Source organism: Asanoa iriomotensis (assembly GCF_016862515.1).
In the GTDB taxonomy this organism is placed as follows: Bacteria; Actinomycetota; Actinomycetes; order Mycobacteriales; family Micromonosporaceae; genus Asanoa; species Asanoa iriomotensis.
Window position 1 is genome coordinate 1 of the sequence record NZ_BONC01000063.1, and the last position, 14,837, is coordinate 14,837.

Here is a 14,837-nt window from a genome sequence, read left to right on the forward strand (position 1 = left end):
GCGGCAGGACAGACCCTAGGCAACACCGTGGTGCGGGGTCCCCGCTACCGAGTTTCTGGCCTACTGTCTGGTGGTGGAGAGTGCGCCGGTCACGGTCGCCATCGTGCGGAGCCGCATCGAGGCGGAGCTGGCCGTGGGGCTGTTGCGCAGCCAGGGGCTGCGGGCGGCGTTCATCGCGGACGACGTCGGTGGGCTGGAGCCGCAGTTGCAGCAGAGCGGCGTACGCGTGCTGGTCGCGGCCGAGGACGAAGCCGCGGCCCGGCGCATCCTCGCGGACGTGGACGACGACGGGAGCTGACTTTGTTGGCGCGCAGCGAAGGCATGTGGTGGGGCACGGCGGTCGAGGCACCGGATCCGGGTGCGCTCTCGCGGTTCTACTCCGCGCTGCTCGGGTGGCCGATCGTCCACGAGGAGCCCGACACGGCCGTGGTCGCGACCGCGCCGACTGGGCCGTTTGTCGTTTTCCAGCGCGCGACCGACTATCGCGAGCCGGTGTGGCCGCCGGCCGACGGCGCGCAGAGGCCGATGATGCATTTCGACTTCCAGGTCGGCGACCTGGACGCCGCGGTGGCGGAGGCGGTCGCCCTCGGCGCGAAGCAGGCCGACCACCAGCCGCAGGAGCACGTCCGGGTGCTCTTCGACCCGGCCGGCCACCCCTTCTGCCTCTGCCGCGACGACGGCTGACCGGGCGGCGGCATGCACGACGTTGATCAACCGCTGCGTTACCGCCTGATCACCGGGCCCGACGACGCCGAGTTCTGCGCCCGGGTCAGCGGGCTGCTCGAGCGCGGCTACCGGCTGCACGGGTCGCCGGCGCTGACCTTCGACGGCGAGCGGGTGATCGCCGCGCAGGCGCTGGTGCTGGGGCCCGGCGACTGACAGACCGGTCAGGAATCGAGAAGCAACCGCGACCGGTCCGGGCATAGCGTCGAGGGCATGGATATCACCGTTCGTTGGACATTTCTCCCGCACACCGATCCTGACAAGTCACTCGCCTTCTACCGGGACGCCCTGGGTCTGACGGTGCACAACGACGTCGGACAGGGCACCATGCGGTGGATCACCGTCGGGCCCGCCGACGCGGCCGGCACCGCGATCGTCCTGACGCCGCCGGCCGCCGACCCGGGCGTCACCGACGAGGAGCGGCGCATCATCAACGAGATGATGGCCAAGGGCAGCTATGCCACCATCGTGCTGGGCACCGCCGACCTGGATGCGACGTTCGCGAAGGTCCGGGACAGCGGCGCCGAGGTCACCCAGGAGCCGACCGAGCAGCCGTGGGGCGTCCGGGACTGCGCGTTCCGCGACCCGGCCGGCAACCAGGTCCGGATCAACGAGGTGCGCTGAGCCGAAAACTGTCGCCCGGGCCGCGTAGCATGGCCGGACCCTGCTCGTACGCTGCGAAATCTCGCTCTGACCGGATGGAGAACCGATGAGCAAGGCGACCACGTCCGCTTCGCACGTCGCCGACAGTCACGACCTGATCCGTGTGCAGGGCGCCCGCGAGAACAATCTCAAGGACGTCAGCATCGAGATCCCGAAGCGCCGGCTGACGGTGTTCACGGGCGTCTCGGGGTCGGGCAAGAGCTCGCTGGTCTTCGACACGATCGCCGCAGAGTCGCAGCGGATGATCAACGAGACCTACAGCGCGTTCGTGCAGGGGTTCATGCCGACGCTCGCGCGGCCCGAGGTCGACCTCCTCGACGGTCTGACCACCGCGATCATCGTCGACCAGGAGCGGATGGGCGCCAACCCCCGCTCCACGGTCGGCACCGCCACCGATGCCAACGCCATGCTGCGCATCCTGTTCAGCCGGCTCGGCCAGCCGCACATCGGCCCGCCCAACGCGTTCTCGTTCAACGTGCCGTCGGTGCGCGCGAGCGGCGCGATCACCGTCGAGCGGGGCGGCAAGACCAAGGCGGAGAAGGCGACGTTCAACCGCCTCGGCGGCATGTGCCCGCGCTGTGAGGGCATGGGCTCGGTCAACGACATGGACCTGACGCAGCTCTACGACGACAGCAAGTCGCTCAACGAGGGCCCGTTCACGGTGCCGGGCTACAGCATGGACGGTTGGTACGGCCGCATCTTCAAGGGCTCGGGCTTCTTCGATCCCGACAAGCCGATTCGCAAATACAACAAGCGCGAGCTGCACGACCTGCTCTACAAGGAGCCGACCAAGATCAAGGTCGAGGGCATCAACCTGACGTACGAAGGCCTGATCCCCAAGATCCAGAAGTCGTTCCTGTCGAAGGACGTCGACTCGCTCCAGCCGCACATCCGCGCGTTCGTCGAGCGGGCCGTCACGTTCACGGTCTGCCCCGACTGCGAGGGGACCCGGCTGGCGGCCGAGGCCCGCTCGTCGAAAATCCAGGGCAAGAACATCGCCGACGTGTCCTCGATGCAGATCAGCGACGTGGCCGAGTGGCTGCGCGGCATCGAGGACCCGTCGGTGGCGCCGCTGCTCGCCGGGCTGCAGCACCTGTTCGACTCGTTCGCCGAGATCGGGCTGGGCTACCTCTCGCTCGACCGGCCGGCGGGCACGCTGTCCGGCGGCGAGGCGCAGCGCACCAAGATGATCCGCCACCTGGGTTCGTCGCTCACCGACGTGACGTACGTCTTCGACGAGCCCACCATCGGCCTGCACCCGCACGACATCGCGCGGATGAACGACCTGCTGCTCCAGTTGCGCGACAAGGGCAACACGGTGCTGGTGGTCGAGCACAAGCCCGAGGCGATCGCGATCGCCGACCACGTCGTCGACCTCGGTCCGGGCGCCGGCACCGGGGGCGGCGAGGTCGTCTTCGAGGGCACGGTCGAGGGCCTGCGGTCGAGCGGCACGCTGACCGGTCGCCACCTCGACGACCGGGCGACGCTCAAGCCGTCGGTGCGTGGGGCCAGCGGTGCGCTGGAGGTGCGCGGCGCCACGCTGCACAACCTGCGGGACGTCGACGTCGACATCCCGCTCGGCGTGCTGGTCGTGCTGACCGGCGTGGCGGGCTCGGGCAAGAGCTCGCTGATCCACGGCTCGGTCTCCGGCCGCGACGGCGTCGTCACGGTCGACCAGGGCGCGATCCGGGGGTCGCGGCGGAGCAACCCGGCGACGTACACCGGCCTGCTCGAGCCCATCCGCAAGGCGTTCGCGAAGGCCAACGGCGTCAAGCCGGCCCTGTTCAGCGCCAACTCCGAGGGCGCGTGCCCAAGCTGCAACGGCGCGGGCGTGATCTACACGGACCTGGGCATGATGGCCGGCGTAGCGACCACCTGCGAGGAATGCGAGGGCAAGCGCTTCGACGCGTCGGTGCTCGAATACCACCTGGGCGGCCGCGACATCAGCGAGGTGCTGGCGATGCCGGTGGCCGAGGCCGTCGACTTCTTCGGCGCGGGCGATGCGAAAACCCCGGCGGCGCACCAGATCCTGGAGCGCCTGGCCGACGTCGGCCTCGGCTATCTCACCCTCGGCCAGCCACTCACCACGCTGTCGGGCGGCGAGCGCCAACGCCTGAAGCTGGCGACCCACATGGGCGAGAAGGGCGGGGTCTACATCCTCGACGAGCCGACCACGGGCCTGCACCTGGCCGACGTCGAGCAGCTGCTCGGCCTGCTCGACCGCCTCGTCGACGCCGGCAAGTCGGTAATCGTCATCGAACACCACCAGGCGGTCATGGCCCACGCCGATTGGATCATCGACCTGGGCCCGGGCGCCGGCCACGACGGCGGCCGCATCGTCTTCGAGGGCACGCCGGCCGCGCTGGTCAAGGCCCGCTCGACCCTGACGGGCCAACACCTCGCGGACTACGTCGGAGCATGATCCCGTTCCGCTGGGACCTGGTCACCCGGACCAACTCGGCGCGCTGCCGCACGGCACGGCGGAACCCGACCTGGCTTGCCCAATCATCGCTACAAACGACGGTCACGGCCTAAACAGCGGCGCCGCACGCTGACCGACCCAGCCACACCCCGGCGCGGACCATCGGCAACAGCCGGCGCCCGCCCAACCATGGCCACAAACAGTGGTCACGGCCTCAATGGCGGCGGCTCGGGCTGAGCGCGACTCCGACGGACCAGGGTTGTGGCTACCGCGGCTGCTCGCTGTCGGTGGGTGGGTTGGCGGCCAGGCGGAGGATGTGCTCGATGAACGGGGCCTTGCCCGCGCGGTATTTCGGGCGGTCGTGGTCGTCGGTGGTGGCCAGGGCGGCTTTGACGCGGCCGTATTCGGCCGCCAGGTCCGGGTGGCGGCGGAGGAAGTCGCGGAAGCGGAGCAGCCCGGGCCAGGTCGGGTCGGCCACTTCCCAGACGTGCAGGTGGTGGGTGCGCCAGGCCGCGTCCGGGAAGCAGAACGACCACTTCCGGTTTTCGTGGTCGCCGGGCTCGGGCGCGTGCACCCAGCCGATCGCGGCCAGGTCTCGCTCGATGCCGGCGCTGCGGTCGTAGTCGTCGACCACCGCGGACATGTCGATGATCGCCTTGGCCGGTAGGCCCGGGATCGCCGTGCTGCCGATGTGCTCGACGCGACCGACGAGCCGGCCCGCGAGCGCGGCCTCGACCCGGTCGCGCTCGCGGGCGAAGCTGGCCGCCCAGCCCGGGTCGTGGGGAACGATCCTGATCGGATCCTGGCGTGTCATAGGTCTGCGATCGTAAGCCGCTACGATCCTCGATGTGTTCGAGGGCATGACGTGGCTCAACGAGCCCACCGACTGGTCGGTCGACGGCGACGAGATCCGGGCCGTCACCGGGCCCCAGACGGACTTCTGGCGGGCGACCTTCTACGGGTGGACCACCGACAGCGGGCACTTCTTCAGCCAGCCGGTGACCGGCGACTTCACCGCCGAGGCGGTCGTGTCCGCCGCGCACACCACCCGGTTCGACCAGGCCGGGCTGATGGTCCGTGCCGACGAGCGCAACTGGTGCAAGAGCGGCCTCGAGGTCACGTCGGGCGTCGTGCAGGTCAGCACCGTCTACACCCGGGAGTTCTCGGATCTCTCGGTCGCGCCGCTCCTCGGCGAACCAGGCGTGGTTTCCATGCGGGTCACCCGCTTCGACGCGGCGCTCGCCGTGCACTGCCGCGTCGGCGACGGGCGCTGGGAGTTGCTCCGGCTGGGCCACCTCGACCTGCCGGCCACTGTGGACGTCGGGGTCATGTGCTGCTCGCCGGAGCGCGCCGGGTTGGAGGCCCGGTTCCGCGGTTTCCGCGTCGGGCCGCCGATCCCGCGTGACGGGCTCGAATAGGTCCGTCACAGATCCGCGATGGTCAGCCAGTCCGCCGACCTCGGGCGGTAGCCGTAGCGTTGCATCAGACCGAGCACGACGGCCGCGGTGTGTCCGGCGCCGTAGACCACGGCGACCTCGATGTCCTCATCGCCGCGCTCCTCGTGCAGGTGGCAGAGGGCGGCCAGCAGGCGTTCGTCGCGTTCGCCGCCCAGCGCCGCCTCCAGCTCCGGCGAGAGGTCGTTGAGCTCCTCGTCCTTGAGCGTCAGCGGGAGGTCGTTCAGCTCCATGGAGCGCGACCAGATCACGCGGGTGCCGCCGAACAGGCGGACCACCACGATGGCCGGGAACACCGCCCACATCAGCAGGCGTTCCTTGAGCGGGATCCGCCGCCAGCCGTCCGCGAACTCCGCCTTGCTCACGTCCGGGCGCACGATCGGCACGCCGAGCGCGGCGTAGTCGATGCGTTGCTCGACCAGCTTCGCCCCGCGGTTGAACCTCAGCACCCGGTAGCTGAGCGTCAGCGCACCCACCAGCACCGAGCCCTTGCGCCCGCCGCCGCCGACGCCCTCGACCACGACGACGTCGGCCGCCTTGAGCCGCCGGGTCACCGCGGAGTAGAAGGTCGGCTTGGCCATGTGGAGCATCGGGTACAGCACGAACCGCAACGCCGTCCCTGGCCGGCGGAGCCGGATGACCGCCGACCGCACGGCCAGATCGGTGACTTCGATGATCTGCACGCCGCCCCCGTCCCTCGCGTGTGGACCGTCAGGGTGACAGCACCTGTCCACCGACCCGGTCAGCGCGCCGGGGTGAGCGGCTTGACGAGGAAGCGGCAGGGGTCGGCTATGTCGTGCCGTTTGCCGGCCGCGTCGACGTTCTGGTAGCGGTCCAGGTAGCGGCAGCCGGTGTCGGCGTAGCCGAGTCGCAGGTAGAGCGCCTCCGCTCGGTCGTTGTCGCCGCCGACACCCATGCCGATCCGCTGGGCGCCGCGCCGCGCGGCGAGTTCCTCGGCCGCGCGGATGATCGCCGTCCCGACGCCCTGTGACTGGTGGTCCGGCACCACTGCCAGCCCGTTGATCTCGGGGCAGTCGGGGAACCGCTCGCGGACCTCGGGTTCTTTGGCACCCTGCCAGAGGATCTCGCCCGAACCCACGACGACCTCACCGCGGTACGCGACGAGGAAGGTGCTGAACCCCTCACACTGCCGCCGGTAACGGGCCGCGTGGTAGTGGTTCAGCCCCGTCGGAAGCTGCCGCTCCAACGCGTCGACATCCCGCTCACCGCACTCCCTGACCACCAGTCGTGCCTCCACGTCGAAGCATGCTACGACCTTTCCGCTGCCCAGGGTGCAGGGCATATGGCAAGGGGTGGATTCGTTTGCGTCCATGCGTCACGCTGCACGGATGCTGCTTCGTCGCATGGTTGTCTGTGGCGCCGCGGTTCTGCTCGTGTTCGGGCCGTCTCTGTTGGCCCGCACCGGGGACGGTCCGGTGCCGCCCGCGAGCGGCACGGCGTCGGGTGGTGGCGGTGGGGCCACGCCGCCCTTCGCGCGATGGCCGCCCACCCCGCCGACCACCACATGGGTGCCGCGGACGTTCACCATGGTCGCCAGCGGCGACATCCTGCTCCACTCTGGACTCTGGCGAAGCGACTTCGTCAACCTGTTCAAGGACGTCGCACCGGTCGTCAGCGCGGCCGACCTGGCGATCTGCCACCTCGAGACGCCGCTCGGGAGACCCAAAGGCCCGTTCACCGGCTACCCGATCTTCTCCGTGCCGCCCCAGGTCACCACGGCTCTGAAGAGGACCGGCTACGACGCCTGTTCCACCGCGTCCAACCACAGCCTCGACGGTGGTGCCGCGGGCGTCCGCCGTACCCTCGACGCCCTGGATGCGGCGGGCATCGCGCACACGGGCACCGCGCGCAGCAAGGCCGAGGCGGCGCGGCCGACCATCTACGACGTCAACGGCGTCCGGGTCGGCCATCTCTCGTACACCTTCAGCTTCAACGGTCTCGTCGAACCCAAGGACAAGCCGTGGCTCGCGAACGAGCTCGACGTCGCCGCGCTGCTGCGGCAGGCACGAACGGCGCGGGCCGCGGGCGCCGAGTTCGTCGTCGCGTCCGTCCACTGGGGCACCGAGTACGCCCACGAACCCAACGCACAGCAGCGCCGGGTCGCCCGGGAGCTGCTCCGCTCCCCGGACGTCGACCTGGTCGTCGGCCACCACGCACACGTGGTGCAGCCGTTCGAGCGGATCGGCACCAAGTGGGTGGCCTACGGGCTCGGCAACCACGTCTCCGGCCAGGACTTCTCCCTCGACACCAGGGACGGGGTGATGGGCCGCTTCACGGTCACCGAAACAGAAAAGGGGCGGTTCCAGGTCACCCGCGCCGAGGCCCTGCCGACCTGGATGCTGCTCGACCGCGGCGCGCCGCGCGTCCTGGACGCGGCGCGCTGCGCGAGAAGCGGCGACAAGGCCTGCCTGGCGTCGTGGCGGCGGACCGCCCGCACGGTGAACACCACGGGCCTGACCGTCATGAAGGTACGGCCAACTCCCCCAGCGCCGACCAGTCGTCCTGCGGCACCGTCGCGTTGATGATCTTCGGTGTGGCGGCCAGATAGCCCGGCAGCGTCTTCTGCGCCTGCTTGAAGTGGTCGGAGCCGACGTGCGCGGCACCTGCGTCGCCGTCGCGGAACGCCTCGACCAGCACGTACTCCGTCGGGTCGTCGAGGCTGCGCGACCAGTCGAACCAGAGGCAGCCGGGCTCCGCGCGGGTCGCGTCCGTGAAGTCGCGCGAGATCGCCGGCCACTGGTCGGCGTGCTCGGGCTTCACCCGGAACTTGGCGGTAATGAAGATCATGCGAACCTCCGAGCGACCGGCGACCACGTAGGAGACCATTGTCCCCGCGGCCGGTCGTCGTGAGTGTCGCAGAATGACCCGTTCACACCTCTGCCAGGGCCTGGCCCAGGATCTCGAGACCCTCGGTGAGCTCGTCCCGGGTCGCCGTCAGCGGCGGCGCGATGCGGAACACCCCACCCATGCCGGGCAGCTGCACGACATTCATGTGCAGCCCCAGCGACAGGCAACGCTTCGTCACCGCGGCACCCACCTCGTCGGAAGCCAGCTCCAACCCGACCAGCAGACCCCGGCCGCGTACGTCGGTGATCACGTCATACCGCGACGCGAGCGCGAGCAGGCCGTCCCGGAGGAAGGCCCCCGACTCGGCGGCCCGCAGGTCGAGCTTGTGGCGTTCCAGCACGTCGAGCACCGTGTTGCCGACCGCGGCGACCAGCGGGTCGGAGACGTGCGTGGTGAAGAACAGGTAGCCACGCTCGTGCGCCCGCTGCTCGATCTCCGCGGAGGTCACCATCGCGGCCAGCGGCAACCCGGCACCCAGGGTCTTGGACAAGGTCAGGATGTCGGGTACGACGCCGTCGCGCTCGAAGGCGTACCACGCGCCGGTGCGGCACAGACCCGTCTGCGCCTCGTCGACGATGAGCAGCATCTCCCGCTCGCGGCACTTGGCCGACAGCGCGACGAGATAGCCCTCGGGCAGGTCGATCACGCCGCCGGAGCTGAGGATCGGCTCGACGATGCAGGCCGCCAGGCTGCCGACCGACTGCGCGTCGATCAGCTCGAACGCGAGGTCGAGCTGCTGCCGCCAGTCGGTGACGAAACGGGTCGGGACGGGGATCGCGAAGTTGCCCGGCGACGTCGGCCCGTACCCCTTGCGACCGGAGCTGTAGGTCGCGGCCGCCGCGGCCTGCGTCATGCCGTGCCACGACCGCGCGAAGGACACGATCTCGTGCTTGCCGGTGACCAGCTTCGCCATCCGGATCGCGGCCTCGTTGGACTCGGCGCCGGTGGTCAGCAGCAGCACCTTGGCCAACGGTGCGGGCAACGACCCGGCCAGCCGCCGCGCCAGCTCCACCACCGGCGGGCTGAGCATGCCGCTGAACAGGTGGTCGAGCTCGCCCACCTGACGGCGGACCGTCGCCACGATGTCGGGGTGCGAATGCCCGAGGATCGCGCTCATCTGGCCCGAGGTGAAGTCGAGGATCCGCCGCCCGGACTCGGTGAACACGTAGCTGCCCTCGGCGCGCACGATCACCTCGGGCGTGAACCGCCCGGCGGCCGAGTAGCGGACCAGGTGCCGGTCGACGTCATCCCAGAAGCCCATGCGCACACGCTAGACAGGCAGGCCCGCGGCGGGGAAGCCCACCGTGACGGTCAGGCCGCCGCCCGGGTTCGGCACCACGCTCAGGTCCGCGTCGTGGCTGTCGGCGACCGCGCGCACGATCGCCAGACCCAGCCCGCTGCCGCCGGCGCCCCGAAGTCGCTGGAACGGCTCCAGGATCCGGTCGACCGCGTCCGCCGGCACGACCGGGCCCGTGTTGGCCACGACGAGCACCGCCCGTGTCCCGGAGCACCCCGTCGAGACGTCGACCCGCCCGCCGTCGACGTTGTGCCGCAGAGCGTTGTCCACCAGGTTGCCGACCAGGCTGGCCACCAGGGTCGGGTCGGCACGGGCCACCAGAGCGGGCCGGAGGTCGGCGGACACGACGGAGGAACCGATCGCCGAAGCCGCCACCGCGGCAAGGTCCACGGGTTCCTGGGCCGCCAGCCCCTGCTGGCCTCGCGCCAGCGCCAACAACGCGGCGACCAGCCGCTCCTGCTGCTCCCCGACCCGCAACAGCTCCGCGCACACGGCGCGCAACGACGCGGCGTCCGCGGCCGGATCGGCGAGCGCGACCTGGATCAACGCCCGCTGGACCGTCAAGGGGGTACGCAGCTCGTGCGAGGCGTCGGCGACGAAGCGCCGCTGTGCGGCATAGGCGCTGTCGAGCCGGCGGTACAGCCCGGCCAGGGTGGCGGACAGCTCGGCGAACTCCGCGTACCGGCCGAGCGCGCCGTGTCCGGGCAACCGGTCGGCGGTGGCGGCGCCGGCCGCGGCGGTGACCTCCCGCAGTGGCCGCAACGCCCGCCCGGCGAGCGCCCACCCGACCGGCGCGGCGACCAGCGCCACGACGACCAACCCGGCGACGACGGCGAGCAGCACCTGCCCGGTGTTGCCGCCCGTGAACGCATCGGCCGTGGCACCGACCGCCTGGGTGGACCGACCCGTCCACAGCCCGAGACCGACGACGGCCACCGGCACCGCGCCCAGGACGACCGCCGCCGCCGCGTACGCCAGCGCGAGCCGACCCCGCAGCCGCGGCCGCTCAGTCGCCGGCACGGTACCCGCCCTCGCGTACCGTCGCGATGATCGACGGCTCGCCCAACTTTGACCGCAGCCGGCCGACGGTAGTCTTGACCGTCGTCGTGAACGGGTTCGCCGCCTCGTCCCAGACGTGGTCGAGCAGCTCCTCCGCCGACACCACCACACCGGGCCGGGCCAGCAGGTGCGCCAGCACCGCGAACTCCTTGGGGCTCAGGGAAACGGGCCGGCCGGCCCGGGTGACGGTCCGCCGGGCCGGGTCCAGCTCCACGTCGGCGCAGCGCAGCACCGGCGGCACGGCCCGGCCGGTGCGCCGGCCGAGCGCCCGCACCCGCGCGACCAGCTCCGGGAAGTCGAACGGCTTCGTCAGGTAGTCGTCGGCACCGAGATCGAGACCGTGCACCCGGTCGGCGAGCGTGCCGGCGGCGGTGAGCATCAGGACCCGGGACGCCAGGCCGCGCGAACCCACCCGCCGGCACACCTCGTCGCCGGACACGGACGGCAGGTCGCGGTCGAGCACCACCACGTCGTACGGCGTGACGTCCAGGCGTTCCAGCGCCGCGTCGCCGTCGGTGACGACGTCCACGGCGATGCCCGCGCGCCGCAGCCCGGCGCCGATCGTCCGGGCGAGCAGCTCGTGATCCTCGACCACCAGCACCCGCATGCGGCCCAGCATGCCAGCGGCCTGGTGACAGCCGGGTGACGGTCGCCTGTGACCGGGCTGTCACCAGTGCCGGCGTAGACATCGGCGGCATGATCCTGGAGACCGAAGCACTCGCGAAGCGGTACCGGCGGCGCTGGGCGCTGCGCGACTGCACCCTGGCCGTGCCCGAGGGCGCGATCGTCGGCCTGGTCGGGCCGAACGGCGCCGGCAAGACGACCCTGCTGCAGCTGATCGTGGGCCTGCTGAGCCCGACGGCGGGTGCCGTGCGGGTCCTCGGCGGCACCCCGGACACGGCGATGCGGTCCGGCCGGGTCGGGTTCGTCGCGCAGGACGCGCCGACCTACGCCGGCCTGACCGTGGCCGAGCACCTGAGCCTGCTCGGCGCCGGCCTCAACGCCCGCCGCTGGGACGCGGCCGCCGCCCGCGAGCGGGCGGACCGGCTGAGCCTCCCGCTCCGGCAGCGGGCCGGCCGCCTCTCCGGTGGGCAGCGCGCCCAACTCGCGCTCACGCTCGCCCTGTCGAAGCGACCCGACCTGCTGGTCCTCGACGAGCCGGTGGCCAGCCTCGACCCGCTGGCCCGCCGCGCGTTCCTCGACGAGACGGTCGCGGCCGCGACGACCACCGGCACCGCGGTGGTGCTCTCCACCCACCTGGTCGCCGATCTGGCGCACGCCTGCACCCACGTGGTGGTCGTCGCCGGGGGCCGGGTGCGGCTCGCGGCGCCGTCCCCCGACCCGGCCGAGCTGGAGCGGGTCGTGCTCGACGAGCTGGGGCGGTCCGCGTGATCCGGCTCGCGCTCCGCCAGTTCCGCGCCTCGGCCTGGACCGCCGCGGCCGGACTCGGCGCCGTCGCCGCGGTGGTCCTGGCGACCCGGCCGCACCTCGCCGACGCCGCCTCGGCCGCCCGTCGTGCCTGCGCACCGGCGGCACAGTGCCCGGCCCTGTCCGCGTTCGCCCTCGACAACACGCCCGCGCGTACCGTCGCCGGTCTCGTCGTGATCGTGGCCCCCGCGCTGATCGGCGCGTTCTGGGGCGCGCCACTGGTCGCCCGCGAGCTCGAAGCCGGCACCCATCGCCTGGTCTGGGCGCAGAGTGTCCGCCCGGCCCGTTGGCTGGCGACGAAGCTCGCGGTCGCCGGCACCGCGACCGTCCTGGCGACCGCCCTGCTCAGCGCGCTGGTCACCTGGTGGGCCGGGCCGCTGGACGACGCCGCGGCCGCCGTCTACGGCACGTTCGACCAGCGGGACCTCGTGCCGATCGGGTACGCGCTGTTCGCGCTCGCGTGCGGCGTGACCGCGGGGCTGGTCACCCGTCGGACGCTGCCGGCGATGGCGGTGACGCTGGCGGGTCTGGTGGCCGCGCGGATCGTCGTCACCGAGTGGCTCCGGCCGCTCGTGGCCGCACCGCGGGTGGTGTCGGTGCCGCTCGACCCGGACACGACCGGATACGGCGCCGGCGGCAACATCCTGCTCGGCATCGGACCGAGCACGCTGCAACCGGCGCCGCCGGACCTGCCGAACGCGTGGATCCAGTCCGTCCACATTGTCGACTCGGCCGGCACACCCCTCACCGACCAGGTGCTGACGGCCGCCTGCCCGACGATCGGCGGCGAGGGACCGGGTGGGCCGGCCGGCCCTGTGCCCGAGGCGGTCCGGCAGCGGATGCACGACTGCGTCGTGCGCATCGGCGAGCGCTACCACCAGGTCGTCACCTACCAGCCCGACGGTCGCTACTGGACGTTCCAGTGGTGGGAGCTGGCCCTGTTCACGGCGGCGACCGCGGTGCTCATCGGGTACGCGTGCCGCCGGCTCAGGCGTCCCTGACGAACACGATGCCGTCGATGCCGGTCAGGTGGGCCGGGTCCACGGGCGCGTAGCCGAACCAGGGCGACACTCGTGGCTCCAGATCGGACAGCGAGCGAGGGTCGACGAGGAACCGGTCCGACGGGAGCGCGTACAACCTTCCTTCGATGGTGTTGGGTGGTGGGGTCTCGACGCCCTGGTCGCGCAGCGTGCCCAGCGCGGTGGCCAGGACGGCGTACCCCTCCCCCAGCGCGGCCTCGACGAGCGCGCCCGCGCTCCACCATTCCGCCGGCGCCTCGCCCATCCGGATCGTGCTCCGGTGCCGCTGGAGGTGCGCGTTGTGGGCGAACGCCAGCACCGGACCGGCGAGGGCCAGCAGGTCGGCGGCCATCATGGACGCGCGCACGCTCAGCAGCCACGCCATCCGGCTCGGCGACGGCTCGGCCATCCAGAAGTGGTAGCGCAGCAGTCCGGTGGCGGTGCGGCCGTGCAGGCGCGCCCGGTCCCAGCCGTCCTGCGCGGCCAACTCCGGCGCCTGCGCGTCGAGCAGCGCCACCAGGTCGTCGGCGAGCACCCGCAGTTCCCTGGCCTCGGGCGTCCGCCCCACCGACTTGGCCGGGTCCCACATCGCGGCGGTGTCGGCCCACCGTTCGTCGGCACCGAGCAGGCGGTCGAGGCAATCGGCGGTGCAGGGCAGCAGGCCGGGGTCGACCCGGGCGGTGAGATAGGCGTGCAGGGCCGTGAGTGCCTGCCGGGGGCTCGGCGCATGGCTGATCTCGGTGGGCGCGTCGAAACCGGCGAAGTGCACGCGTTCCGGCGCCGGCCGGCCCTCGTTGTGGGCGCGCATCCACCGCACGAGGTCCCGGTTGGCCGCGGAGCCGCCGAGCCCGTGGCTGAAGCCGCGTCGCATGGCCTCGTCGAGGGTGCCGGCGCCCGACGTCACGTAGTCGTCCACGACCAGGCCCAGCAGGCAGTCGCTCTCGATGGCGATCGTCCGGTAGCCCTCCTGCTCGACGAGTTGCCGGAAGAGGTCGTTGCGCACCTCGAGCAGGACGTCGGCGCCGTGGGTGGGTTCGCCGAGGGCGAGCACGCGCGGCCGGGCGGGGAGCAACTCCAGCACGGTGGTGGGGTTGATGTCAACTGTCACTCCTTCGACGGTATCGTTGAACCGACGGTTGAACCTTTGTGCGAGATCGGCGCGGGTGGTGCGGCAAAACCCTCAACAGCTCAGGCCGGTCGACCTGGCACGCCCGCGCGGCTTGTCGACGCAGGCGATCAGGAACTACGAGGAGGCCGGGATCCTGCCGGCCGCCGCGCGCAGCCCGGCCGGCTATCGCGTCTACACCTCACGGCACGCCCGCGCGCTGCACGCGTTCCTGGCCCTGGCGCCGGGTCACGGCCATCAGACGGCCACGGCGATCATGCAGGCGATCAACGAGGGCAGGACGGCGTACGCGCTGCGGCTCGTCGACGAGAGCCACGCCCAGGTTCTCGAGGACCGCCGGACCCTCGAAGCCGTCGAGGCGGCGCTGCGGGACCTGAGCCCCGTCGCGGAGCCCCGCGGGGACTCCTTCGTCGGGCCGCTGGCACGACGGCTCGGCATCCGGCCGGCCACCCTGCGCAAATGGGAACGCGCCGGCCTGGTCCGACCAGGACGCGACCGGCAGACGGGCTACCGGGTCTACACCGCGGCCGACGTGCGCGACGCCCAACTCGTCCACCAGCTCAGGCGCGGCGGTTACCGGCTGGAGCAGATCGCCCCGCTGATCGACCAGGTCCGTACGGCCGGCGGCGTCGCGCCGTTGGAATCGACGCTGCGTGACTGGCACGCCCGCCTGACGCACCGCGGCCGCGCGATGCTCACCGGCGCCGCAGCCCTGTCGGCCTACCTCGACACCGACGACGCTGTGCCCTCGGGTCGCGCCGATCGGTCGTAGGCTCGA

The 14,837-nt window shown here is 71.9% G+C and carries 18 protein-coding genes; 10 read left to right on the forward strand and 8 right to left on the reverse strand.

Features of this window, described 5'->3' with window-relative positions:
- Positions 1-73 precede the first annotated feature (73 nt).
- The 5 genes from Air01nite_RS31880 (at position 74) to Air01nite_RS31900 (ending at position 3,808) form a co-directional block, all read left to right on the forward strand.
- The gene (locus tag Air01nite_RS31880) at positions 74-298 is read left to right on the forward strand and encodes a putative signal transducing protein (RefSeq protein WP_203707064.1); all 225 of its coding nucleotides are present in this window, start codon (positions 74-76) and stop codon (positions 296-298) included.
- 5 nt (positions 299-303) lie between these two features.
- Positions 304-684 (forward strand): VOC family protein, encoded by a 381-nt coding sequence (locus tag Air01nite_RS31885; protein ID WP_425546857.1) that lies wholly within the window; start codon positions 304-306, stop codon positions 682-684.
- 12 nt (positions 685-696) lie between these two features.
- On the forward strand, positions 697-879 hold the full coding sequence (locus Air01nite_RS31890) for a DUF1737 domain-containing protein (protein WP_203707065.1): 183 nt from the start codon (positions 697-699) through the stop codon (positions 877-879).
- 57 nt (positions 880-936) lie between these two features.
- Complete coding sequence (locus Air01nite_RS31895) at positions 937-1,347, forward strand: VOC family protein (protein ID WP_203707066.1); 411 nt, start codon at positions 937-939, stop codon at positions 1,345-1,347.
- Between the two features lie 85 nt (positions 1,348-1,432).
- Positions 1,433-3,808: an ATP-binding cassette domain-containing protein gene (locus tag Air01nite_RS31900; RefSeq protein WP_203707067.1), complete on the forward strand. Its 2,376-nt coding sequence runs from the start codon at positions 1,433-1,435 to the stop codon at positions 3,806-3,808.
- 265 nt (positions 3,809-4,073) lie between these two features.
- Here Air01nite_RS31900 and Air01nite_RS31905 read toward each other — a convergent pair whose 3' ends face one another.
- Entirely contained in the window at positions 4,074-4,622 is a 549-nt protein-coding gene (locus Air01nite_RS31905) for a GrpB family protein (RefSeq protein ID WP_203707068.1), read from the reverse strand.
- A gap of 34 nt (positions 4,623-4,656) precedes the next feature.
- Here Air01nite_RS31905 and Air01nite_RS31910 point away from each other — a divergent pair, with 34 nt between their 5' ends.
- Positions 4,657-5,226, forward strand: coding sequence for a DUF1349 domain-containing protein (locus Air01nite_RS31910; RefSeq protein WP_203707069.1), 570 nt, complete (start codon positions 4,657-4,659; stop codon positions 5,224-5,226).
- Between the two features lie 5 nt (positions 5,227-5,231).
- On the opposite strand, the gene Air01nite_RS31915 is transcribed toward Air01nite_RS31910, so the two are convergent.
- Together Air01nite_RS31915 and Air01nite_RS31920 are read right to left on the reverse strand one after the other, a co-directional pair.
- Positions 5,232-5,945: a hypothetical protein gene (locus tag Air01nite_RS31915; RefSeq protein ID WP_203707070.1), complete on the reverse strand. Its 714-nt coding sequence runs from the start codon at positions 5,943-5,945 to the stop codon at positions 5,232-5,234.
- Between the two features lie 59 nt (positions 5,946-6,004).
- Positions 6,005-6,520, reverse strand: coding sequence for a GNAT family N-acetyltransferase (locus Air01nite_RS31920; RefSeq protein ID WP_239091100.1), 516 nt, complete (start codon positions 6,518-6,520; stop codon positions 6,005-6,007).
- A gap of 91 nt (positions 6,521-6,611) precedes the next feature.
- Here Air01nite_RS31920 and Air01nite_RS31925 point away from each other — a divergent pair, with 91 nt between their 5' ends.
- The gene (locus Air01nite_RS31925) at positions 6,612-7,805 is read left to right on the forward strand and encodes a CapA family protein (protein WP_203707071.1); all 1,194 of its coding nucleotides are present in this window, start codon (positions 6,612-6,614) and stop codon (positions 7,803-7,805) included.
- On the opposite strand, the gene Air01nite_RS31930 is transcribed toward Air01nite_RS31925, so the two are convergent.
- The 4 genes from Air01nite_RS31930 to Air01nite_RS31945 form a co-directional block, all read right to left on the reverse strand.
- On the reverse strand, positions 7,744-8,070 hold the full coding sequence (locus Air01nite_RS31930; RefSeq protein WP_203707072.1) for a putative quinol monooxygenase: 327 nt from the start codon (positions 8,068-8,070) through the stop codon (positions 7,744-7,746). The two genes, Air01nite_RS31925 and Air01nite_RS31930, sit on opposite strands and share 62 nt — an antisense overlap.
- 82 nt (positions 8,071-8,152) lie before the next feature.
- Positions 8,153-9,391, reverse strand: coding sequence for an aspartate aminotransferase family protein (locus Air01nite_RS31935; RefSeq protein ID WP_239091101.1), 1,239 nt, complete (start codon positions 9,389-9,391; stop codon positions 8,153-8,155).
- A 9-nt stretch (positions 9,392-9,400) separates the two neighbouring features.
- Positions 9,401-10,447, reverse strand: coding sequence for a sensor histidine kinase (locus Air01nite_RS31940; RefSeq protein ID WP_203707074.1), 1,047 nt, complete (start codon positions 10,445-10,447; stop codon positions 9,401-9,403).
- A complete protein-coding gene (locus Air01nite_RS31945; RefSeq protein ID WP_203707075.1) occupies positions 10,434-11,093 on the reverse strand; it encodes a response regulator transcription factor in 660 nt (219 codons plus the stop codon). The genes Air01nite_RS31940 and Air01nite_RS31945 overlap by 14 nt, the downstream gene beginning before the upstream one ends.
- Positions 11,094-11,182: 89 nt before the next feature.
- Here Air01nite_RS31945 and Air01nite_RS31950 point away from each other — a divergent pair, with 89 nt between their 5' ends.
- Together Air01nite_RS31950 and Air01nite_RS31955 are read left to right on the forward strand one after the other, a co-directional pair.
- The gene (locus Air01nite_RS31950; protein WP_203707076.1) at positions 11,183-11,878 is read left to right on the forward strand and encodes an ATP-binding cassette domain-containing protein; all 696 of its coding nucleotides are present in this window, start codon (positions 11,183-11,185) and stop codon (positions 11,876-11,878) included.
- Positions 11,875-12,915 carry an ABC-2 membrane transporter-related protein gene (locus tag Air01nite_RS31955; protein ID WP_203707077.1) on the forward strand — a complete coding sequence of 347 codons (1,041 nt, stop codon included), beginning with the start codon at positions 11,875-11,877 and terminating at the stop codon, positions 12,913-12,915. Before Air01nite_RS31950 ends, Air01nite_RS31955 begins: the two co-directional genes overlap by 4 nt.
- On the opposite strand, the gene Air01nite_RS31960 is transcribed toward Air01nite_RS31955, so the two are convergent.
- Positions 12,902-14,041 (reverse strand): erythromycin esterase family protein, encoded by a 1,140-nt coding sequence (locus Air01nite_RS31960; RefSeq protein WP_239091102.1) that lies wholly within the window; start codon positions 14,039-14,041, stop codon positions 12,902-12,904. The genes Air01nite_RS31955 and Air01nite_RS31960 overlap by 14 nt on opposite strands.
- Positions 14,042-14,153: 112 nt before the next feature.
- Between Air01nite_RS31960 and Air01nite_RS31965 the strand changes: the two genes are divergently transcribed.
- Positions 14,154-14,831, forward strand: coding sequence for a TioE family transcriptional regulator (locus tag Air01nite_RS31965; RefSeq protein WP_239091103.1), 678 nt, complete (start codon positions 14,154-14,156; stop codon positions 14,829-14,831).
- Positions 14,832-14,837: the final 6 nt, after the last annotated feature.